This is a genomic window from Tardiphaga sp. P9-11 (genome assembly GCF_008329525.1).
GTDB lineage: Bacteria > Pseudomonadota > Alphaproteobacteria > Rhizobiales > Xanthobacteraceae > Tardiphaga.
This window is the reverse complement of sequence record NZ_NPKQ01000001.1, coordinates 896876-917905: the sequence shown is the minus strand read 5'-3', so window position 1 is coordinate 917905 and position 21030 is coordinate 896876. Positions and strand designations below refer to the sequence as shown.

Genomic DNA, 21030 nt, shown 5'->3' with positions numbered 1-21030 from the left:
GTTGCTCCTTTACTCTGCGGCCTGAAGGCGCGTGGGCGCCGGGCCGAAATCATCAGGGAAATGCTTCAGCGCACTCATCACCGGATACGGCGTGAAGCCGCCCAGCGCACAGAGCGAGCCGAATTTCATGGTGTTAGAGAGATCCTGCAGCACGGCGATGTTCTCGGCGACGCGCTCACCGCGGCGGATCTTGTCGATGGTCTCGACGCCGCGGGTGGAACCGATGCGGCACGGCGTGCACTTGCCACAGGATTCGATGGCGCAGAATTCCATCGCGAAGCGCGCCTGCTTCGACATGTCAACGGTGTCGTCAAACACCACGATGCCGCCATGCCCGATCAGCCCGTCACGCTTGGCAAAGGCTTCGTAATCGAACGGCGTGTCGAACAATTCGCGCGGGAAATACGCGCCGAGCGGACCACCGACCTGCACCGCGCGAACTGGCCTTCCGGTGAAGGTGCCGCCGCCGATATCGTCGACCAGTTCACCCAGCGTGATGCCGAAGGCGACTTCGAACAACCCGCCGAACTTGACGTTACCGGCGAGCTGGATCGGCATCGTGCCGCGCGAACGGCCCATGCCGTAATCCGCATAGGCCTTGGCGCCATTGTCGAGAATGAACGGGATCGCGGCGAAGGACAGGACGTTGTTGATGACGGTCGGCTTGCCGAACAGGCCCTTATGCGCCGGCAGCGGCGGCTTGGCGCGGACGATGCCGCGGCGGCCTTCGAGTGACTCCAGCAGCGAGGTCTCCTCGCCGCAGACATAGGCGCCGGCGCCGACGCGCACTTCGAGATCGAACGCATGTGCTGAGCCACGGATATTGTCGCCGAGATAGCCGGCGCGCGTCGCAGCCTGAATGCCCGCACTCATCGCCTCGACGGCATGCGGATATTCCGAACGGATATAGATGTAGCCCTTGGTGGCGCCCACTGCGATGCCCGCAATGGTCATGCCTTCGATCACCACGAAGGGATCGCCTTCCATGATCATGCGATCGGCGAAGGTGCCGCTGTCGCCCTCGTCCGCGTTGCAGACGATGAATTTGCGATCGGCTTTGGTATCGGCCACCGTCTTCCACTTGATGCCGGTCGGGAAGCCAGCGCCGCCGCGACCACGCAGGCCGGACGTGGTGACGTCGGCTATGATGCCGGAGCTATCCAGCGTCAGCGCGCGGGTGAGCCCCTTGTAGCCGCCATGCGCGATGTAATCCTCGACTGACCGGGGATCGACGACGCCGCAGCGCACAAAGGTCAAACGCGTCTGCTTCTTGAGCCACGGAAGCTCCTCCGCGACACCAAGACGCAGCGCATGCTGGCCGTTTGCGACCATCGCATCGAGCACCGACGCAACGTCTTTCTCTTCGACCGGTCCGAAAGCGATGCGGCCTTCCGGCGTCGCGACTTCGATCATCGGCTCCAGCCACAACAGGCCGCGCGAACCGGGGCGAATAATCTCGATGGCGAGCTTGCGCGTCGCGGCCACGCTCTCGAAAGCAGTAACGAGTTCATCGGCACCGACGGAAACGGCAGCCGCATCGCGCGGAATGTAGATCTTCAAAGTTTTATCAGACGATGTCATCGCTGTGCCTCCGCGACCAGCGCATCAATGCGCTTCTCATCGAGGCGACCGACCAGACGGCCATCGAGCATCGCCGATGGCGCCGTGGCGCAGAGCCCGAGGCAATAGATCGGCTCCAATGTAACGCGCTGATCCGCCGTCGTGTTTCCAAGTTTTACGCCCAATTTCGCTTCCGCGCGCGCCGCCAGTGCATCGCCGCCGGCCGCCTGGCACGCCTCGGCGCGGCAGATCTTCAGCACATGCTTGCCAGCAGGTTCATGCCGGAAGTCATGGTAGAAAGTGAACACCCCATGGACCTCGGCGCGCGACAGGTTACGCGCCAGCGCGATCATCGGGATTGCCGACTCTGGCACATAACCGAAGGCCTCCTGCATCGCATGCAGGATTACGATCACACCGCCTTCCACATGGGACAGGCTCTCGATGATCTCGGTGCCTCGGTCGGCACTCCAAGGCTCATAAGCATTCGGCTCGTAGGCTGCGTTCATCCCGGTACTCAATTGATCTTATGACTGGAGAACCAATCAAAATTGGAATCGATCCAAAGATCAATAAAGCTGTCTCATGCTGCGATACGGAAACGGTATCGACACCCCGGCGAAATCGATGAATTTGAAATGGTTAGCTTGGTTGCAACGCAGCAATTACAGCGCCCAAAACGAAGGTCTTACGCCTCCAGCGACGGCGCAACCTCCCGGGCGATCTGCACCAGCGTCGCCACCAGCGGGGTCATGGGATCGCGCTGGGGCACCACGAGGCCGACGCCGTAATTTACCACGGGATCGACAATCGGGATCATGCGAACGGAGTCGTTGGCCGTGAGGCCCAGGGTCTCCGCGAGTTTGGCCGGCATCACGCTGGCCCATCGGCCGGTCTTCACATGGGTGTAGAGCACGATGATCGAATTCGACGTCAGCATCGGCATCGCCTCGGCGCCCACCGACTTCAGTGCGCGGTCGATGATGCGGCGGTTCTGCATATCGGGGGTCAACAGGCACAGCGGCACCTGGCCGACTTCGCTCCAGGTGACCGTCTTGCGATCGCCGAACATGCTGTCGGGCGAGGTCAGCAGCCGATAGCTTTCTTTATAAAGCGGGATTGAACGCACTTTACCGAGCGGTTCGTTCTCGATGTAGGTGAGGCCCGCATCGACTTCGAGATTTTCAAGCAGACCGAGCACCGCCGCCGAGGTGCAGGACACGATGCGGAAGCGCACATCAGGATGCCGTGCGCGGAACGGCGTCGTCAGCGAGGCGACCATGCCGAGCACGGTGGGAATCGCGGCGATACGGATCTCGCCTGACAGGCTGTCCTTGAGGCCATTGATCTCCTGCTTCATAGCGCGGGCGTCGCCGACGATGCGCCGCGCCCAGTCGAGCGCACGTTCACCTTCCGGCGTAAAGCCCTGGAAGCGCGAGCCGCGCTGCACCAGCATCACGCCGAGCATATCCTCGAGCTGCTTCAGGCTGGTCGACATCGTAGGCTGCGTCACGCCGCAAGCTTCCGCGGCGCGGCCGAAATGCCGCTCCTTCGCCAGCGACAACAGCAGTTCAAGTTTTTCGATCAAGGGACGGCCCCGCTCTGACCACATCATTATTGCCGAGGTGCGGCGCGACGATCGCGTGTGTGGCCTTCGGTATCCGCCCTCGGGGCAGAGCATATGGTGCGAATCCGCCTAGCCGCAACCATCGCAGCGACGCAGGCAGAGATCAGCCCCGGCCAAGCTTCCTGCTTCAAGATATAATCTGGTTAGGGTCTTTGCGGCGGTCTGCTTCGTCGCGGGGTCCAAGGCCCCGGCGACGACAGCAAACGGCAGATATGATCGGAGAAGACTCCGATCGGGATCAACCGAGGCGGCTGATCTGTTCTTCGGTCACGACACGCTCGACGTTCTCGGACTTGCTCTTGATCCGGTAACGCGGGCGACCATCGGCTTCGATCGGAAGGCGAGACGTGATGGTGTAAATGCTGCGCTCCTTGACGGTGGAGCGGCCCTGCGGCCCCTGCAGCTGGTGGTGAACGTCCTCATTAATTGCGTAGTTATGCGCCATTATTCATACTCTCCACGATGAGCGGCTTTTAGCCACAACTTGCTCAAAAAGCAATAAATCTCTAGCAATTTCGGTCAGATAGCTCGTCAGTCCTGATATGCAACGATGGGCAACAGGTCACAATTTGGATGCCTCTGCGACAGATTCCATCTCATGCTGCCAATGTGATCAGCAGCAATTCCGTCGTTTTCAGAGGGGGTTGGACCGATTCAAGGGCGTGCCTCTATGGCACGGTTCCCGCGCCCTTTCCGCGTTGGCAATGAAGCATGGAGTACCAGCCGCGCTTGCTCGAATTGGGTCACAAAAAACCGAAAAACCACCGGCAGGGCATTGCCGGTGGTTTCGGAGATTTACAGCAGAGTGCGCGAGTCTCCTTGAAGACCTAGGGCCGTCAAAAATTTGCCGGCTGCGCACGAAAATATTACATGAGCCAGAATGTTGAGTGCAATACCTGATTTGCTCAATCAAAATTATTATTGCCCGCTATCGCGAACAGGGACTGTTATATGGCCCGGCGCGAGGCCTGCCCGGCCCCGCTCGGTCATTTTGAGGAATGCCGCTTCGATATCACGCGTCAGACGCCCGGTGTCGAAGGTCGGCATTTTCAGACGATTGGCCGACAACTTCTCCCGGATCGCCAATAACCGCTCGGGATTTTGCGCCAGTTCGATCGCAACGCGCTCATAGTCACCACGATTTGTCGCAATCAGCTCCGGCAGCCCCAGATTCTGCAGAAGACTCGCGGCGACGCGCCCTGCAAAGGTTAGTCCACGACACGTCAGCACAGGCAATCCAGCCCACAGTGCGTCGCTCGCTGTCGTATGCGCGTTGTACGGCAAAGTATCCAGAAACAGATCCGCACAACGATGTCGCGCCAGGTGCTCGGCTGGCGACATACGCACGGCAAAGACCAGACGCGCGGAGTCGATGCCCCGCACTTTCGCTTCGCGGCGCAGATTCGCCACAGCGGCAGCGCTGTCCTCCAACAACCAGAGAACGCTACCGTCGACGGCGGCGAGAATGCGCATCCAACTGTCGAAGACGTCCGGCGTGATTTTGTAGGCATTGTTGAAGCAGCAAAACACAAAGTCCTGCCGGGGCAAACCGACCTCCTCGCGCGTGAATGCGCGCGCAGAGATCTCCTTGCGATCGTCATTGGCCTGATAGCAATGCGGCAGCCAAGCGACTTTCTCGCTATAGAACTGCCGGTGCTCGGGCGGCAGCACATATTGGTCGGCGAGGATGTAATCCATGAAGCCGGCACCGAGCGTGCCGGGAAAACCGAGATAGTTGACCTGGATCGGCGCAGCCCTGCGCGCGAATACGCCGGTGCGCTGTTCGCCGAAATAGCCATTGAGATTGACGAGAATGTCGATGCGCTGCGCACAAATAGCGTCCACCGCCTGCGGATCGCTCAGTGTGGAAATTTTGACGATACCATCAACCGCACGCTCGATGCGCCGCCGTATATCGCTGTCGTCATCATAACCGTTGTCGATGGCGAATATCTCGAACGCGCTCCTGTCGTGCTGCTCAAGCACGCCGACGAGCAGCAGCGAGGTCGCCTGCTGTCGAAATTCACCGGACAGATAGCCGATGCGAATTTTTGCATCCGGCTCGGTCGGCGAAGCACGCAGCAATGGGGCTTGCATGGGAAAACGCGAGGCGTTGGTCAGTTCGGCGCAGCGTTGCAGGCTGCGTTCCGAGGTGGCGACGCCCTGCCAGCCGAATGGCTCGGCGGCCAGTTTGCCGGCAGTAAGATCGGCCTCGATCTCGGCAATCAGAGCATTCGTGTCATGCCAGTCGCAGACCAACATCTTCTGGTGCAACAGATTGCCTTTCAGCAGCGGCATGTCCGGATTGAGCCGGCGCGCGCGGCCATAAGCCTCCACCGCTTCAGCCGGCATCCGCATCTGGCCAAAGATGTAGCCGCGGCCAAACCAGGCTTCCGCCAGATCTGGCTGCAAGGTGAGCGCCGCCTCACAGGCATGCAGCGCCTCAGCATAGCGCTTCAACTCGGCAAGCGACTTGCTCTTGTTGAAGAAGGCGCCGGCATAGCGTGGATTGAGCGCAAGCGCGCGATCGAAATCCGCCAGTGCAGCCGGGTAGTCCCGGAGGTCGTTGAGGACGGTGCCACGATTATTCAGCGTTTCGGCATTGCCGGGGTTGAGCGCCAGCGATTCGGAGAAACACCGCAACGCCTCGTCCGGCCGGTTCAGCGCCTTCAGCACCAGCCCGTAATTGTAGAAAGTGGCATCCGACGTCGCGTCGATGCGCAGGGCCGCTTTCAGATGCGGCTCAGCCTCCGCATGGCGCTTCAGCGCGACCAGCACGATGGCGAGAATATTCAGTGCTGGAAAATGCTTCGGCTCTTTGCGCAGAAACTTGCTGAAGCCCCGCTCGGCCTCCTGGAGGCGACCATGCTGGAAGGCGGTGAATGCGCTTTGAAACAGTTCAGCTGGAGACGCCATGATCCTGAGGACTTCGGGCTTTGCGGCTTGCATTGCCGGGGGCAACACCGCCGGTATAGACGCCCGCCTCCTTCGCGTCGAGAACGCCCGGCGCAGCCGCTTAGCCAAGCCAGGATGTCGCTTCAGAAAGCAAAAACCCCCGGCAGTTTCCTGCCGGGGGTCTTTGTTTCAAAGACTGGTCGTCGTGAGACGATCAGAATTAGAAGGAGCGCAGGATCTGCACCGAACCGTTGTAGAGGTTCTGGTCGGCCGTGTTGAGAACGGTACCGGCAGGCTTGCCCGACATGCTCGTCACGGTGTACGTGCCGTTCAGGTTCTGATCCAGACGGCTGTAGGTGAACTGAGCCGACAGGGTCAGGTTCTGAACCGGGGTCCAGGCGGTACGGGTGCCGATCTGGGCGAGACCCAGGTCGAAGTTACCCGTGCCAGCGAACACACCTGCACGAGAAGCAGCAGTTGTGGACGAGCTGGCACCCGGGCCACCGGTGGTCAGGCCCTGGAAGGACGCCATCATCAAGTCGTTGCCGGAGCCGTACGAGATGTGGCTGTAGTTGCCGAACAGCGACGTGCGCCATGCCGGGTTCCAGTAATGCTCATAGAAAGCGCTGACTTCCCAAGCGGAGCTCTGGATGATCTGGCCATTGGTGGTGTAGACGCCGTCGAGGACGTAGCCGAAGCCGAGGCTGTTGCCGTCAACCTTGGCGTAACGGCCGCCACCGATGGTGTCGGTCGTGCCACCGAAGACGTACTTGGCAGCACCCTTGCCGTACGATGCTTCGATCTTCAAGCTGTCGCCTGCGCCGGTGGGCAGGTTCTTGAATTCGACCGCACCGGTAACCGCAAAGCCGTACTTGTCGTCAGCATGGCCGGTTGCTTCGTTCGCGCCGTAGAAGCCCGGGGTTGCAGCGTGCATTGCTGCGCCGAAGTGCAGGGTACCCCAAGCCTGATCGAGGCGGATATTGCCGACGACGTCAGGAATGTGGTTGCCGCCGTAGGCGTTGCCCAGGAAGGTGTTCGACGCCGAACCGTAGAACGTGCCGGTGAACGAAGCTGCACCCGGACCGACGATGAACGAGTTGGTGTTCCAGAGGCCGGCGTTGCGATAGGCCGAAGCGTTCTCGAGCGAGATCGTGCCCGACACGCCGTTACCGAACGAAGCGGTATAGGCGATCTGCGGGATACCGGTCGCGTTGTTCGAACCAGCGTTGAAGCCCGACGAGATGTACGGCTTGGCAAGCGCCCACTGGGGATCGAACTGCGAGACGGCCTTACCGAAGGTGAAGCCGGCGAACTGGATGAACGCATAGTCGACTTCGGTGTAACCACCAGCGATCGATTCACGATCCTGGAGGAAGTCGAACTGGATGTTCGCGTAGGTACGAACCACGCCGTATTCGGTCGCGGTGCGGGTGTCCGTCGTCAAGTTGACGCGTTCACGGGTCGAGAAATAGTTCTTGGTCCAGAGATTGTTGCCACCGGCACCACCCTGCCAGAACGGAACGTCGTAGGTGCTGCCGTTGAAAGCAGTGTCCAAACGAATCGCGCCGCCGATCTTGATGCAGGTATCGGTGCCCGGGATGTAGTAGAAGCCTGCGCCGTAGAGCGAGCAGATCTTTACGTATTCAACTGCCTTGGCCTTTACCGGAAGATCGGCTGCCTGAGCTCCGCCGATGGCGATCAGACCCGCCGCCGAGCCGAGAATAAGGCTCTTAATCATCGTCATGTTAAACCTCCAAGTTGTCCAAAAGGGAAGGTTCCGGATCTGCCAGGCACGAACGCCCGAAGATTTAGTCCCCCAAGTCCCCAAACTAACCGCCTAAGCACTTCGCGCTTTCGGAAACACCCGCATAACGCGAGGCACTCAAGCGAACTACTTCAACGGGACGATCGAGGGTTGCCCCATCGCCGTGATCGACAATGCATGCGCAATTCTTAGAAGCAAAATACTTTATGAACTCAGGTAACTTTATCGCGATGCAGTGTGGTTTCCCTGCAACACACGAAATCGTGGTTTGCTCGTCACAATTCACTGATACAATTATACAATTCTGAGAAGTGTGAGACGATGGGAATGGCCGGCGGGACAATAGCGACTATGCGTGGGGGATCTGCGGGCTGGAACGAAAACGAGCTTTCGATTTGGGTGACCGGCCAGAATCAGGAAGTCATCCGACAGTTCATCTGGGACATCGCTTCGATCAACGTTCACCTTGAGGGAATCCGCCAATTCTGGGCCAAGGAGCTTGGCATCAGCGGACCGCAATGGATGATCCTGATGGCCGTCAGCGACCTCGATCGCGGCAACGGCGTACCGGTCAAGGACGTCTCCGCAATGCTCCATGTCGACCCCTCTTTCGTCACCACCCAATCCAAGATGCTCGAGAAGAATGGCTTCATGCGGCGCGTCGCGTCCCGCGAGGATGCCCGCGTCGTGCTGATGTCGCTGTCCGACAAGGCCAGCAAGAAGATCTCCGCCCTATCGACCCGCAGGGAGTCGCTCGGAGATTTCATTCTCGGCGATTTCGACGAGCAGGCCTTGAAGGAGATCGGACAGCATATGTCCCGACTCAAGAATCGCCTTGAGAAGGCGACACTGATGCTGGAAGTCGAGAGCTGAACATCGCCGGATGAGCGGTGGGTCAATCGACCACGCCGTACCTGTCTACTTCGTCCTCGAGTTCAAACGATCGATAATCCAGTCGAAAATGAACTCGTTGCCCACCGTCGGAATATCTATCTGGGCGGGCGGGGCCACCGTTTCCGACGCGCGGAAGATCTTCAGTTCGATGTCGAGGCCGTTTTGTTTCATGACGCGGCAACATTCCGTGACGTGATCGACATCGAGCCAGTCGCGCTCCCCCATCGCAACCAGGACCGGGCATTTGATATTGGCGGCAACGCTGCCGCTGTTGAAGCCCTCGATTTCACTCGGACAGCCCAGACCAGCCCGGCCCGAAATGCGGCTGGCAATAAACGCGCGCTCGTGAAGTTCCCAGATTCCGGCATCGCAAACAGCTGCTGCAAAGCGGTCGTCGAGATTGGCGCCACGCGTCGCAAAGGCGGCTCCGAGGCCGTCTCCGAAGATCGCAATTCGCTCCTGATCGATATCGCTGCGATCGGCCAGGAAATCGACCCAGCCGCTGATTGCCGTTTCGACCTCATACCGACAAGGCGACCCGACCATCTCCTGGCTATAGGATTGACCGGGTAAATCGACAAGCAACAGCGCGAGACCGCGTTCCAGCGCGTAGCTGGGCACCCTGTGCAGATGCTCTTCCTTGTAGTGGCCCTGCCCGACGACGCAGAGAACGACCGGCAGCGGCCGCGTCGCCGGCGGCGCAGGGACGAAGTATCCCTGCAACACCCCGTCCCGCCACGGGATCTCGACGACCTCGCCGGCAGGCGTTGCATGCTGCACGTAAAGTCGGGCGCAATCCTGCATCAAGGCAATGGCGGCGGCCTGCCGCGGATCGCTGCAGGCGAGCATGACCTGAGCAGTGCGATAGTAGTTGGCTGCGCGCAGCCAGTTGCTCAGCGCCGTCGGGATGCGGCCGCTGGCCAGCGCCTCCGCGGCGCGCTCACGGTTGATATCAGCCGCACTATGCCATTCGCGATACCAGCTCTCGTCATCGCGCGGATTGATGCGTTCCGCCGCCAGGAAACATTCCGAAACGGTACTTCCGCCTTCCTGCGCCGCGCGCAGCACGCGCAAGAACTGCAGCGAAAAGTCTTCATGGCCAGGCCATTGCTGCCAGCCACGCGCCTGCGACGACGGGATGGCCCTGCCGAAATCGATAATGGTCACATCCCTAGCCCTTGACGGAGATCGCTTGAAAGATCGACGAGAAGCATGGGTCTTGCGCCCATTTGTGTACCGCCAGACACACTCAGGAGTCTGACTTTTCAGCAGTATTATCCGCGCTTTACGAGGGGGCAAGCATGATTATTATACCGCAACTGCACCAATTGAATGCTGCAGCGCCAACTACCTCTGCTTACAGGCCCGAAGCCGGGTAACTGCCGCGAGGTTCGTTACTTTGGGACGATGGCTGCTACGTCGACCCAGATTTGCGCATCGTTTTCGCGCACGGGATAGCGTCGCAAACCCCGGCTCGGCCAGCCCGGCGACATGCTGCCGTCGGCGAGGCTGAACCAAGCGAGATGGCGCGGACAGTGCAGCCGGCCATCGGCGATGCGGCCAAGGCTGAGATCCGCCTGCTCATGGGGACAGGCGCGCTCGCAGGCGTAGATCGTCTTACCATCCTGCACGATAAGAATACCGATGCCAGCTAGGTTGACACAGACGATCATCTGTTCAGTCAGGCGCTCGCGCGAACAGACCGCGACCCACCGGGCGGGTTCGCCGTCATCCGCCAAGATAAGCCCGTCGCACATGCTCGTTCTCGATCAGCTCCGCTCCCGCGCCGGACAGCACGACACGGCCGGACTCCAGCAGATAGGCGTGATCGCACATCTCCAGCGCGGCGAAAGCATTCTGCTCGACCAGCAAGACGGTCGTGCCCGCATCGCGGATCGCACGGATAATCGCAAAGGTGCGCTCGACGATGTTCGGCGCGAGACCAAGCGACGGCTCGTCGAACATCACCAGCCGCGGCCGTGACATCAGTGCGCGACCGATCGCCAGCATCTGCTGCTCGCCGCCGGACAGCGTACCAGCCGCCTGCTTACGGCGTTCGGCGAGACGCGGAAAATCGCTGTAGATGCGATCGCGATCGACTGCGACTTCAGATGTGTCGGAGCGAAGATAGGCGCCCATGTCGAGATTCTCTGCCACCGTCATATGCGGAAACACACGACGGCCTTCCGGACAATGCGCGATGCCCTTGGTGAGCACGCGCTGCGGCCCGACGCCGGTGATGTCCTCGCCATCGAAATGCATGCTACCAGAGCGCGCGGGCACAAGGCCTGAAATCGCACGCAGCGTAGTGCTCTTGCCGGCGCCATTGGCGCCAATGAGAGCCACTAACTGCCCGGCCTTCACGGAGAGCGTCACGCCTTTGAGGGCTGTGATCTGGCCATAGCCGCAGACCATATCGCGAATCTCAAGCATGCACGGCCTCCTGCTTGACGATCTGCTTGGCGCCCTGCCCGAGATAGGCTTCGATGACAGCGGGATCGTTGCGGATCGTCTCCGGCGGTCCCTCGGCGATGATGCGGCCGTAGTTCAGCACCACGATGCGATCCGACACGCTCATCACCATCGGCATGTCATGCTCGACCAGCAGGATCGTAACACCACGATCCCGGATATTGCGGATCAACTGCACAAATGTGTGCGTCTCCGATGCGTTCATGCCGGACACCGGCTCGTCCAGCAGCAGCATCTTCGGCTGTGCTGCCAGCGCCAATGCAACACCGACCAGGCGCTGCTCGCCATAAGATAGCGAACCTGCGAGATCGTTGGCCCGTGCGTCCAGCCCAATCCAGCGCACCAGTTCGGCCGCGCGTTCGCGTTGCGCCTTCTCCGATGCGCGGGCGCGCGGCAATCCGAGGATCGCCTCGACAAGCCCGACCTTGCCCTGGCGATGCAGCCCGATCAGGACATTGTCGTAGACGGTATCGTTGGGAAACACGCTGGTGCGCTGGAAGGTACGGATCAATCCGAGATCCGCGATCTCATGCGGCTTCTTGCCCTTGAGATCAGCGCCGCAGTATTTCACCGCGCCCTTGGTGGGCGTCAGAAAGCCGGTCATGACGTTGAAGGCCGTGGTCTTGCCGGCGCCGTTCGGCCCGATCAGGCTGACGATTTCGCCTTTGTCGACATGGAAATTCATGTCCGAGATGGCGACGAGGCCGCCGAAATGAACGGCGACGTGTTCGATGCTGAGGACTGTCTCGGCCATCACGCATGCTCCTCGGCGGTGCGTTCGGAAACGGCACTGGACGCCCGTCTGGTTCCGCCGGCACGGGCCAAACCGAGTTTTGCGGCAAGCGACGGCACGATGCCGCGCGGCATCACGAACAGGATGACAATTAGCACCACGCCATAGGTGATCCACTGTGCCTCCGGCGGCATGATCGGCCGCAGGAACACCGGCAGCAGGCCGAAGATAATGCCGCCGACCACAGGTCCGGCCAGCGAGCCCTTGCCGCCCGACACCACCATGATCACCATTGTCACCGTCGAGATGAAGGCGAAGACGTCGGGATCGATAATGCGAATGTAGTGCGCATAAAGACTTCCGGCAGCGCCGGCGATAGCCGCAGAGATCACGGCAGCCAATGTCAGCGTCCTGGTGACGTCGATGCCGACGGCGACGGCCAGCGTCTCGTTCTCCATCAACCCGCGCATGGCGCGGCCGTAATGCGAGTGAACGAGGCGCGAGATCAGAAAATACGAGAGGGTCGCGACAGCGAGCACAAGATAGTAATTGTGAAACTTGGTCTTCAGCACGAGATAACCAAGCCCCGGCAGACCAATGGTGATCGACGGAATGTTGGTCAGCGCCAGCGGTCCCTGCGTGAGTTCGACCCAGTTCAGCGCGACGAGTCGCACGACTTCAGCGAACGAAATTGTGACGATGACGAAGTAAGCGCCGCGCACACTGAAGGACAATCGCCCGACCAGATAGCCGCAGAAGCCCGAGATGAGGATCGCCAGAAAGAAACCTGCGATCGGCGGCCATGGCACATGAACGATGTGGAAATCGCCGTAGATCGGGACATCGAAGCCCAACGATGTCAGCGCACTGACATAGGCGCCGATACCGAAGAAGGCGATATGGCCAAGACTCAGCTGTCCGGTGAAGCCGAGCAGCAGGTTGAGGCTCATTGCGCCGATGATGAAGATGCCGGTCGTGATCAACGCATTGAGCAGATACGGATCCGTCAGCCACATGGGCACGGAGACGAAGAAGCCGAGACAGAGGAGCGTGACGATCTGCTTCATCCGACGCGCTCCGCCCGTGCGAACAGCCCGGTGGGTTTGAAGATCAGCACCATGATGATGATCAGGAAGCCCATGGCATCGCGATAGCCCGACGAAACGTAACCGGCGCCGAGTTCTTCAGCGAGCGCTAGAATGAAACTGCCGATCACGGCCCCGGTGATATTGCCAAGGCCACCAAGGATGACGATGGCGAAGGCCTTCACCGCAGCGAGATCGCCCATCTGCGGAAACACCACATAGACCGGGCCCAGCAGCGCGCCGGCAGCGGCGGCGAGGCTCGAGCCGATGGCAAAGGTCGAGGTGTAGATCAGGCTGACATTGACGCCCATGAGTGCGGCGGTGTCGGAATCCTGGAAGGTCGCGCGCATCGCCTTGCCTAGTTTGGTGAGATTAATCAGCGAATAAGCCAGCACGATCAGCAGCGCGGCCGCAAACAGCACGAACAGCCGCAACCAGGACACAGACACCGGTCCGATCACCAGCGGTGCGTCGGGAAACGGATTGTCGATCGACTTGGCGACGCCGCCCCAGATCCACAGCGCGCCAGACTGCATCGCGATCCAGGCGCCGATCATCACCAGCATGGTGGTGTCGATATCGGCGCCGCGCAGCGGCCGCAGCAGCGTGATTTCGATGAGCGCGCCCAGCAGCCAGCCGGCGACGATCGCCACCGGCAGCGCGAAAAAGAAGTTCAAGCCGAGCTGATGCACGACGATGAACATCATATAGGCGCCGAACGTGTAAAGAATGCCGTGGGTAAAATTCACCACGTTCATGATGCCGAAGATCAGCGTTAAACCGATGCCGAGCAGCGCATAGGTGCCGCCGAGCACGAGCATGTTGACGAGGTGTTGCAGGAGCTGGTCCACGGATGTTCCCTTTTATGTCATTCCGGGATTCGCGGCAGACGGCTTGCCGGCTGCTGCGAAGACCCGGAATCTCGCAGTAGTGAATCTCACTTCGAGGTTCCCCGCCACTCCAACCGGAGTGGCTGAGGCTCGCTCGCGCAAAGATGCGCGAACGCCCCGGAACGACCAGCTTGGATCACAGATCCTTCATCACGATCTTGCCACTCGTGATTTCGATCAGATAGACGTTGGGGAAGCTCTGGCCGCTCTCCGAACCTGCCGGACCAGACTTCTTGAACACGATGTCGCCGTTCAGACCCTTGACGTCGATCTTCCAGAGCGCGTCCTTGATCGCTGCAGGCTCGGCCTTGCCGGCCTTTTCGATGGCGGCCGCAATGGTGCGAATGCCATCATAGCCGCGGAAGCTCTCGGTGCAGCCGGCGAAATCGAAGCCGCGCTTCTTCCACTCACCAATGAAATAGGTGGTGGCTTCCGGGTTCGGCGTCTTTTCCGGCATCCAGGGCAGGAAGGTGGTCAGATGCATGGTGTCGTTCGCAGCAGCACCGGCCTGCGCGATGATCTGGTCGGGGTTCTGCGAACCACCGGTGGTGATGATCCGCTTCTTCAGGCCGAGCGCTGCAGCCTGCTTGAAGATCAACGTCAACTGGTCAACCGCGGCCGTGATAATCACGGTCTCCGAATCCGTTGCCTTGATCTTGGCTAGCTGCGCGCTCATGTCCTGCGCCGACTGGTCCATGGTCTCGACCAGACCGATGGTGATGCCCTTTTCCTTCATCATCTTGCTGAAGTCCTCGGCGGTGCCGCGGCCCCAGTCATTGTTGATGACGAGGAAATCCACCTTCTTCAGCGCCAGCTTGTCGACGATGTTCTTGAACGCAGCCGCTTCCACGAAGGACGGCGGCGAGATGCGGAACACGTAAGGGTTACCCGAGGTGGTGATCTTGCTTGCCGACGAGGTCTCGACGACCATCGCGGTTTCGTATTCGACCAGCTTCGGCATCACGGCGAGGGTGAGGCTGGAACCCCAGGCGCCCAGCATCACCGGCGTCTTGTCGCGAGTGATCAGCTTCTCGGCGACGGCAGCGGCTTCCGTCGGGTTGCTCTTGTTGTCCTCGATGACGAGCTCGATCTTCTTGCCGAGCAAGCCGCCCTTGGCGTTGATTTCGTCGGCGGCGATCTTGGCGCCGTTGACGACATAGGTGCCCGATGCAGCGAAGGCTCCTGTCAGCGGCTCATTGACGCCGATCTTGATGGTTTGCGCAGTCGCGGCGCTGCTCAGGAAAGCAATTGCCAGGGCTGTCGCCGAAGCTGCCTTGATGGTCCGTATCATGTGGTCCTCCAGTGTTACGCTGATGAAGCTTGCGCAGTCCAAACCTCGCCGTTCGCATGTCCAAGCGAACGTCGATCTCTCACGCCGATCCTCCACGCCCGGTGAGGCGGCGAACAAAATTCGTCGCGCGCTCACGCAGGAGACCGAGGATCAGCGAAACACCATTCAGATCGGCCGCCGCAGACGGCGCCGATATCACATCGCCTCTTAGGCGACGATCGAGATTGCCCGCGAATTCCGCGACCAGCCGGCTTGCGAGGTCGCGCACGAGGCCGCTGCGGCCGACCTGCGCCAGCATGCCGGTGAGGCTGTAACCGATGGTGAGTTCGACTCGCGTCGCTGCGCCGTTATCAAGCGGCACGAGCCGGTAGCGGATTGCTCCCTGGGTCGTGGAGCGGCTGCGTTGGTCGCTACCAACGCCGAGAATGCGCCCCGAAAGATTGGCTTCGTCGCGTTCGACCCGCGCGGCACCGTTGAAGTTCGCGGAGATGGGTCCAATCTTGACGCGGATCGCGCCTTCGACGCGCTCGGGCTTTGGCGTGCCGACCAGCGTAGCCCCAGGCAGGCAGGATGCGACGGCCGCGATGTCGTCGAACAGGGCGAAGACTTTTGCAGGTGCATGCGCGACCGTGAATTGCTGCTCGATCGTGGTCGATGGCGTGAAGTCTGGAATGTCCAGTGGTGCGCCGGCGGCAGCGGATTCGGATACAGCAGGCTTCGCGGACATCAGCTTCTGGAAGCTGACACACGCATTGTGCCCCGACCCGGCCGGCCCCAGCACCTTGCGGCCACCATCCGGCTCCGGCGCAATATCGCGCGCGCGGCGTTCGGAGATCACCGACTGCACGGCACGGACGATGCCGACATAGCCGGTGCAGCGGCAGAGATTGCCTGACATGCCGATGCGGATCTGCTTCTCGTCAGCATCCGGCAGGCGCTTCACCAGATCGCGTGCGGAGACCAGCATCCCCGGGGTACAGTAACCGCATTGCAAGGCATGTTCGCGCGTGAAGGCCGCACGCAATTCGCCAGCGATCTCGTCGTCATCGAGACCTTCGATGGTGGTAACGTCAGCGCCATCGCACGCCACTGCATAAGTGATACAGGACCGCGTCGGCACGCCATCCACCAGGATCGTGCAGGCGCCGCAGACGCCATGCTCGCAGCCGAGATGGGTGCCGGTGAGATCCAGCGTATCGCGCATCATGTCAGCAAGGCTGGTGCGCGGCTCGACCACCTTCTGGACCACGCGCTTGTTGACGGTGAGTTCGACCGAATTCATGCCGCAGCCTCCGCAACGGCGCGGCGCAGCACCGTGACATGGATGTGCCGGTCCGCGGCATCGCTCATGCCGGCCTTCGACAGCAGGGCGTCGGCGACGCGCGCATCGAAGCGCGTCTTGAAATCGCCGGTGATGCGCCCACCGAACATCTCGTTGGTATTCTCAACGATGATGGGAGCGGCCTCGACTGCGCCGATGACGATACGCGCGCTGCCTGCCTCGGGATCGATCAGCACAGCACCAATGGCGTGGGCGAATTCACCTGTTTTGCGGCAGCTCTTCACATAGCCCCAGCGCGCTGAGCGAGACATCACCGGTACGCGCACGGCTTCCAGCATCTCGCCGGACTGCAGCACGCTTTCCAGCGCACCCAGCATGAAATCCTTCATCGCGACCAGACGCGCGCCCTTGGCGCTACGCAGCGACAAAGTCGCGCCAAGCGCTGCGAAGGTGGAGACCCAATCGGCGGAGGGATCGGCATGGCTGAGCGAGCCGCCGACGGTGCCGCGGTTGCGCACCGCGCGATAGGCGATAGCTGACGCCACGCGCTGCATCGCACCGCGCGTCACGTCGGGAATGCGGCCATCCTCGATATCGGCATGGGTGACGCAGGCACCGATCACCAGCTCATCACCGGTGACTTCCACATGCTTCAATTCAGCGAGCCCGGTGATGTCGACGATTGTGTCAGGCGCCACCAGACGCAGATTCAGCATCGGCCCCAGCGACTGGCCACCGGCCATGATCTTAACAACGCCCTCGGTACCGGTCATCACTGCCAGAGCCGAGGCGATATCGCGCGGGCGCTCATAGGCGAAAGGTGCCGGCTTCATGCGGCGGTCCTCTTCGCATCGCGCGCGGCCAGAATGCCTTCGAGCACGCGGCGCGGCGTGATCGGCGATTGCAGCATTTCGACGCCGAGCCTGCGCAGCGCATCGTTGACCGCATTGCCGATCGCGGCCGGCGGCGCGATGGCGCCGCCCTCACCGATGCCCTTGACGCCAAATTTGGTGTAGGGCGACGGCGTCTCCATGTGATCGAGCCACGGCATCGGCACTTCAGTCGGGCCGGGCAGCAGGTAATCCGCGAGCGTGGTATTGAGCGGCTGGCCGGCTCGATCGAACGGCATTTCCTCATAGAGCGCCGTGCCGATGCCTTGCGCGAGGCCGCCATAGATCTGGCCGTCGACGATCATCGGATTGACCAGCACACCACCGTCTTCAACGATGACGTAATCGAGAATTTCCACATCGCCGAGATCAGGATCGATGGCGACGGTGACCGCATGCGCAGCGTAGCTGAAGGTGCCGCTGTCGCGCTGCGGCTTGTAGCCGGAGGTCGCTTCAAGCCCGCCTGGGTCGACATCGCCCGGCAGATCCTGCGGGCGGCGATACCAGGTGTGCGCGATTTCCTTCAGTGTCACGCTGCCGTTGGGCCCACGGATTTCGCCGTCCACCAGCACGACATTGGCTTCGTCGACCTGCAGCAGCTTGGCGCCGATCTTCTTGGCGCGTTCGCCGAGCTCGTGACAGGCCGTCGCCACAGCGCCACCGGCCATCACCATGCAGCGCGAACCCCAGGTGCCGGTCGAATACGGCGTCATCGCCGTATCGCCATGAACGACCCGGATCTTGCCGACATCGACGCCGAGCATTTCGAACGCGACTTGCGACAGCGTCGTCTCAAGCCCCTGCCCGTGCGAATGCACACCGACCTTAAGTTCAAGCCCGCCATCCGGCGTCAGTCGCGCGGTGGCCTGTTCGTGGCCAGGCACCATGGGAATGCCCCAGCCGGAATAGACTGAGGTGCCGTGCGCCGCCTGCTCGCAATAGATCGACAGGCCGACGCCGATCAGCCGCCCGTCCTCCTCGCCTTTGCGCTGGCGCGCGCGAATGCCGTCGATATCGATCTGCGCCACAGCGCGGCGCAGTGCTTCGGGATAATCGCCGCTGTCGAAATGCTTCTTGGTGATGTTGTCGAACGGCATCTGCTCCGGCCGCACCAGATTGCGCAGACGGACGTCGCCGGGCTCAAGGCCCGCTTCCGCGGCGACCAAATCAAGCATCAGCTCCAGCGCGAAACACACACCGGTACGTGCGACCCCCCGATAGGGCAGGATCGGACATTTGTTGGTGGCGACCGAATAGGTCCGGCAGCGATAGGCCGGCATCTGATAGGGGCCGGGCAGGATGCTGACCACCTGCGCCGCCTCGAGGCAGGCCGAGAACGGATAGGACGAGTAGGCACCGGAATCGACCGTGGCTTCGCAATCGATGCCGCGCAGCGTGCCGTCGCGATCGGCATAAACGGTGATCTTGTAGTGATGTTCGCGGCAGTTGGAGCTTGCGACCAGATGCTCGCGGCGATCCTCGATCCAGCGTACCGGAAAACCGCGCTTCATGGTCAGCCATGAAAGACAGACTTCTTCCGGCAGCAAGATGCCCTTGTGACCGAAGCCGCCGCCGACATCGGGCGAGACGATCCTGATCTGTCCTTGATCCATCTCAAGGCAATCGGACAGGCCGTTGCGCACAATGTGCGGCATCTGACTGCCCGTATAAAGCGTGAGTTGATCGAGACGATGATCGAACGTGGCGATGACACCCCGGCCTTCCAGCGGCGACATGCATTGTCGCGCGGTCGAGATCTCGCGCGTCACTTTGATCGGGGCATCGAGCGCGCTGGAAATATCGAGCTCGAAGAAGCTTTCGAGAAAGATGTTGTCGCCCCAGGGCTCGTGCACAAGCGGCGAGCCGGGTTCGCGCGCTTTCAGCATGTCGTAGACGGCGGGCAACTCTTCGAGATCGAGCGTGACGGAGGCCGCGATATCCTCGGCCTCGGCGCGCGTGGGCGCGACGCACATGGCGACGAGTTCGCCGACCTGTCGGATTTTGTCGGTTGCCAGAATCGGCTGGTCGGAGGGCTTGAAGCCCGCAAGACCGGTGATCGCGCGAATCGGCTTGATACCGACAAGATCGGCGGACGTGAACACCACATCGCGATAGCGCTCGGGAATATGGATCGCCCGGATCCGCGCATGCGCCAGTGGACTGCGGACGAAAGCGACGTCCTGTAATCCAGCCAGCCTGATATCGCCGACGAATTGCCCGCGCCCGCGCATGAGGCGATCGTCCTCCTTGCGCGGCACGCGCGCGCCAACGCCCTGCTTTGACGCAGGTGCAACAGAAGACAGATCGCGCTCATTGCGCATCGACGAACCCCCGGCGTCTCTCACGAGTATGCGTTTGATCTCAGGCCGCGACGGCCTGAGGCAGGATCGGCGCGATCGGCTCAAACCGAACGCCTTCACGCAGACAGAAGGCCGGCTGCAGAAGGCCGTTCGCAATCACATCGGTGTTCTCGTTGTCGCGCAGGACGTAGCGGCCGGGTTTCTCGACCAACACCGAGACATCAGCGTCCATGCCGACCTTCAGCGAGCCGATCTTGTCCGACAGACCGATCATCTTGGCCGGGTTCGACGTCACCATCGGCACCACCTGCTCGAGCGTGAGGCCCAGCGAAATCATCGAACTCATCGCCTGCACCAGGCTGAACTTGGCCTGGCCCTTGAACGGATGGTTCTCGTCATCCTCGTGCTCATCCGGCGTGCCGGCAGGCGCAGGCACCTCGGTGTTATAGCCATGAATATCGGCGCCGAGCGTGTTCGGCACGATACCAGCAGCGATCGCCTTCTTGGCGAGGCGATAGGAGAAGTGGCTGCCATGGCCGACATCGATCTTGAGGCCACGATCGATCGCGGCCTGGATCACCGGATGCACCACACCTTCGCGATTGACGAAACCGCCGGGATGGCGCGTGAACGGATGCGCCAGCACGTCGCCTTCCTTCAGCAGCGGAATCACGCGCTCCAGAATCGTATCGACGTCCTCGCCATTGTTGCCTGACTCCGGCAGGCCCCAGAGCTGGCCGAAATGCACATAGACCGGCAGCTCGGCGCGCTTGCCTATCTCCGCCGCCATCTCCATCACGCGAATGCCCCAGCGCGCGAAGCCGCCGATTTCCGCATGAGCCTTGATGCCGCGCACCAGATCGCGATTGGCGATCGCCGACTTGGTGGTCGCCTCGATATCGACGCCGTCCGGGCTGTAGAGGTTGGGATAGAAGTGCCCTTCGAGACCGCCGACGAGATAGGCGGACAGAAACGCGTAGACCCTAGATTTCGCGGGCTCAGCGATGAAATGACGAAAGCCGGGCAACGTCATGCAGGACGGGCCACCCTGATCGATCAGCGTGGTGACGCCGGACTGCACGCCGACCATGTCGGGCTGCATGCCGAAACGACCGCTGACATACTGATAGACATGCGCATGGGTATCGATCATGCCCGGCAGCACCAGCTTGCCGGAGACATCGACGACTTCCTTCGCGCTGGTCGGCAGAATGTCGGACTGCACGGCGGCAATCTTGCCGTTGCGAATGGCGACATCCTTGATGCCATCGATGCCGGCTGCGGGATCGATAACGCGACCACCGCGCAGCAGCAGGTCGAATGAGGCAGTAACAGACATGGCGATC

At 61.3% G+C, this 21030-nt stretch carries 18 protein-coding genes; 1 reads left to right on the top strand and 17 read right to left on the bottom strand.

The genetic code is table 11. From position 1 onward, the window contains the following. Positions 1-9: 9 nt before the first annotated feature. The 6 genes from CIW50_RS04235 to CIW50_RS04210 all read right to left on the bottom strand — a co-directional run bounded on the left by CIW50_RS04235 (position 10) and on the right by CIW50_RS04210 (position 7826). Positions 10-1581, bottom strand: coding sequence for a formate dehydrogenase beta subunit (locus CIW50_RS04235; protein WP_149529978.1), 1572 nt, complete (start codon positions 1579-1581; stop codon positions 10-12). Next, complete coding sequence (locus tag CIW50_RS04230) at positions 1578-2069, bottom strand: formate dehydrogenase subunit gamma (RefSeq protein WP_149529977.1); 492 nt, start codon at positions 2067-2069, stop codon at positions 1578-1580. Before CIW50_RS04230 ends, CIW50_RS04235 begins: the two co-directional genes overlap by 4 nt. A 179-nt stretch (positions 2070-2248) precedes the next feature. After that, a complete protein-coding gene (locus tag CIW50_RS04225; RefSeq protein ID WP_149529976.1) occupies positions 2249-3148 on the bottom strand; it encodes a LysR family transcriptional regulator in 900 nt (299 codons plus the stop codon). 277 nt (positions 3149-3425) lie between these two features. After that, a complete protein-coding gene (locus tag CIW50_RS04220; RefSeq protein ID WP_116659993.1) occupies positions 3426-3632 on the bottom strand; it encodes a hypothetical protein in 207 nt (68 codons plus the stop codon). A 473-nt stretch (positions 3633-4105) separates the two neighbouring features. Further along, entirely contained in the window at positions 4106-6103 is a 1998-nt protein-coding gene (locus CIW50_RS04215; RefSeq protein WP_149529975.1) for an O-linked N-acetylglucosamine transferase, SPINDLY family protein, read from the bottom strand. A 199-nt stretch (positions 6104-6302) separates the two neighbouring features. Then, positions 6303-7826 carry a porin gene (locus CIW50_RS04210; RefSeq protein ID WP_149529974.1) on the bottom strand — a complete coding sequence of 508 codons (1524 nt, stop codon included), beginning with the start codon at positions 7824-7826 and terminating at the stop codon, positions 6303-6305. A 372-nt stretch (positions 7827-8198) separates the two neighbouring features. Between CIW50_RS04210 and CIW50_RS04205 the strand changes: the two genes are divergently transcribed. Continuing rightward, entirely contained in the window at positions 8199-8720 is a 522-nt protein-coding gene (locus CIW50_RS04205; RefSeq protein ID WP_149529973.1) for a MarR family winged helix-turn-helix transcriptional regulator, read from the top strand. A gap of 45 nt (positions 8721-8765) precedes the next feature. Here CIW50_RS04205 and CIW50_RS04200 read toward each other — a convergent pair whose 3' ends face one another. The 11 genes from CIW50_RS04200 to CIW50_RS04150 all read right to left on the bottom strand — a co-directional run bounded on the left by CIW50_RS04200 (position 8766) and on the right by CIW50_RS04150 (position 21023). After that, positions 8766-10040: an alpha/beta hydrolase family protein gene (locus CIW50_RS04200; protein ID WP_246664133.1), complete on the bottom strand. Its 1275-nt coding sequence runs from the start codon at positions 10038-10040 to the stop codon at positions 8766-8768. 95 nt (positions 10041-10135) lie between these two features. Beyond that, positions 10136-10480 (bottom strand): Rieske (2Fe-2S) protein, encoded by a 345-nt coding sequence (locus CIW50_RS04195; RefSeq protein WP_246664132.1) that lies wholly within the window; start codon positions 10478-10480, stop codon positions 10136-10138. Continuing rightward, a complete protein-coding gene (locus tag CIW50_RS04190; RefSeq protein WP_149529971.1) occupies positions 10470-11174 on the bottom strand; it encodes an ABC transporter ATP-binding protein in 705 nt (234 codons plus the stop codon). Before CIW50_RS04190 ends, CIW50_RS04195 begins: the two co-directional genes overlap by 11 nt. Then, on the bottom strand, positions 11167-11967 hold the full coding sequence (locus tag CIW50_RS04185; protein ID WP_149529970.1) for an ABC transporter ATP-binding protein: 801 nt from the start codon (positions 11965-11967) through the stop codon (positions 11167-11169). Before CIW50_RS04185 ends, CIW50_RS04190 begins: the two co-directional genes overlap by 8 nt. After that, complete coding sequence (locus CIW50_RS04180) at positions 11967-13013, bottom strand: branched-chain amino acid ABC transporter permease (RefSeq protein ID WP_149529969.1); 1047 nt, start codon at positions 13011-13013, stop codon at positions 11967-11969. The genes CIW50_RS04185 and CIW50_RS04180 overlap by 1 nt, the downstream gene beginning before the upstream one ends. Then, the gene (locus tag CIW50_RS04175) at positions 13010-13882 is read right to left on the bottom strand and encodes a branched-chain amino acid ABC transporter permease (protein WP_172980208.1); all 873 of its coding nucleotides are present in this window, start codon (positions 13880-13882) and stop codon (positions 13010-13012) included. Before CIW50_RS04175 ends, CIW50_RS04180 begins: the two co-directional genes overlap by 4 nt. A gap of 175 nt (positions 13883-14057) precedes the next feature. After that, entirely contained in the window at positions 14058-15212 is a 1155-nt protein-coding gene (locus CIW50_RS04170; protein WP_149529968.1) for an ABC transporter substrate-binding protein, read from the bottom strand. A 79-nt stretch (positions 15213-15291) separates the two neighbouring features. After that, positions 15292-16494, bottom strand: a complete 1203-nt coding sequence (locus CIW50_RS04165; protein WP_149529967.1) for a xanthine dehydrogenase family Fe-S subunit — start codon at positions 16492-16494, stop codon at positions 15292-15294. Continuing rightward, complete coding sequence (locus tag CIW50_RS04160) at positions 16491-17327, bottom strand: FAD binding domain-containing protein (protein WP_149529966.1); 837 nt, start codon at positions 17325-17327, stop codon at positions 16491-16493. The genes CIW50_RS04165 and CIW50_RS04160 overlap by 4 nt, the downstream gene beginning before the upstream one ends. Next, the gene (locus CIW50_RS04155; RefSeq protein WP_149529965.1) at positions 17324-19705 is read right to left on the bottom strand and encodes a xanthine dehydrogenase family protein molybdopterin-binding subunit; all 2382 of its coding nucleotides are present in this window, start codon (positions 19703-19705) and stop codon (positions 17324-17326) included. Before CIW50_RS04155 ends, CIW50_RS04160 begins: the two co-directional genes overlap by 4 nt. A 40-nt stretch (positions 19706-19745) precedes the next feature. After that, positions 19746-21023, bottom strand: a complete 1278-nt coding sequence (locus CIW50_RS04150) for an amidohydrolase/deacetylase family metallohydrolase (protein ID WP_149529964.1) — start codon at positions 21021-21023, stop codon at positions 19746-19748. Positions 21024-21030: the final 7 nt, after the last annotated feature.

Coding starts and splice junctions, on each gene's coding strand:
- CIW50_RS04235 (WP_149529978.1), bottom strand. CDS start 1,581: ATGACATCGTCTGATAAAACTTTGAAGATCTACATTCCGCGCGATGCG.
- CIW50_RS04230 (WP_149529977.1), bottom strand. CDS start 2,069: ATGAACGCAGCCTACGAGCCGAATGCTTATGAGCCTTGGAGTGCCGAC.
- CIW50_RS04220 (WP_116659993.1), bottom strand. CDS start 3,632: ATGGCGCATAACTACGCAATTAATGAGGACGTTCACCACCAGCTGCAG.
- CIW50_RS04215 (WP_149529975.1), bottom strand. CDS start 6,103: ATGGCGTCTCCAGCTGAACTGTTTCAAAGCGCATTCACCGCCTTCCAG.
- CIW50_RS04210 (WP_149529974.1), bottom strand. CDS start 7,826: ATGACGATGATTAAGAGCCTTATTCTCGGCTCGGCGGCGGGTCTGATC.
- CIW50_RS04205 (WP_149529973.1), top strand. CDS start 8,199: ATGCGTGGGGGATCTGCGGGCTGGAACGAAAACGAGCTTTCGATTTGG.
- CIW50_RS04190 (WP_149529971.1), bottom strand. CDS start 11,174: ATGCTTGAGATTCGCGATATGGTCTGCGGCTATGGCCAGATCACAGCC.
- CIW50_RS04185 (WP_149529970.1), bottom strand. CDS start 11,967: ATGGCCGAGACAGTCCTCAGCATCGAACACGTCGCCGTTCATTTCGGC.
- CIW50_RS04180 (WP_149529969.1), bottom strand. CDS start 13,013: ATGAAGCAGATCGTCACGCTCCTCTGTCTCGGCTTCTTCGTCTCCGTG.
- CIW50_RS04170 (WP_149529968.1), bottom strand. CDS start 15,212: ATGATACGGACCATCAAGGCAGCTTCGGCGACAGCCCTGGCAATTGCT.
- CIW50_RS04165 (WP_149529967.1), bottom strand. CDS start 16,494: ATGAATTCGGTCGAACTCACCGTCAACAAGCGCGTGGTCCAGAAGGTG.
- CIW50_RS04160 (WP_149529966.1), bottom strand. CDS start 17,327: ATGAAGCCGGCACCTTTCGCCTATGAGCGCCCGCGCGATATCGCCTCG.
- CIW50_RS04155 (WP_149529965.1), bottom strand. CDS start 19,705: ATGCGCAATGAGCGCGATCTGTCTTCTGTTGCACCTGCGTCAAAGCAG.
- CIW50_RS04150 (WP_149529964.1), bottom strand. CDS start 21,023: ATGTCTGTTACTGCCTCATTCGACCTGCTGCTGCGCGGTGGTCGCGTT.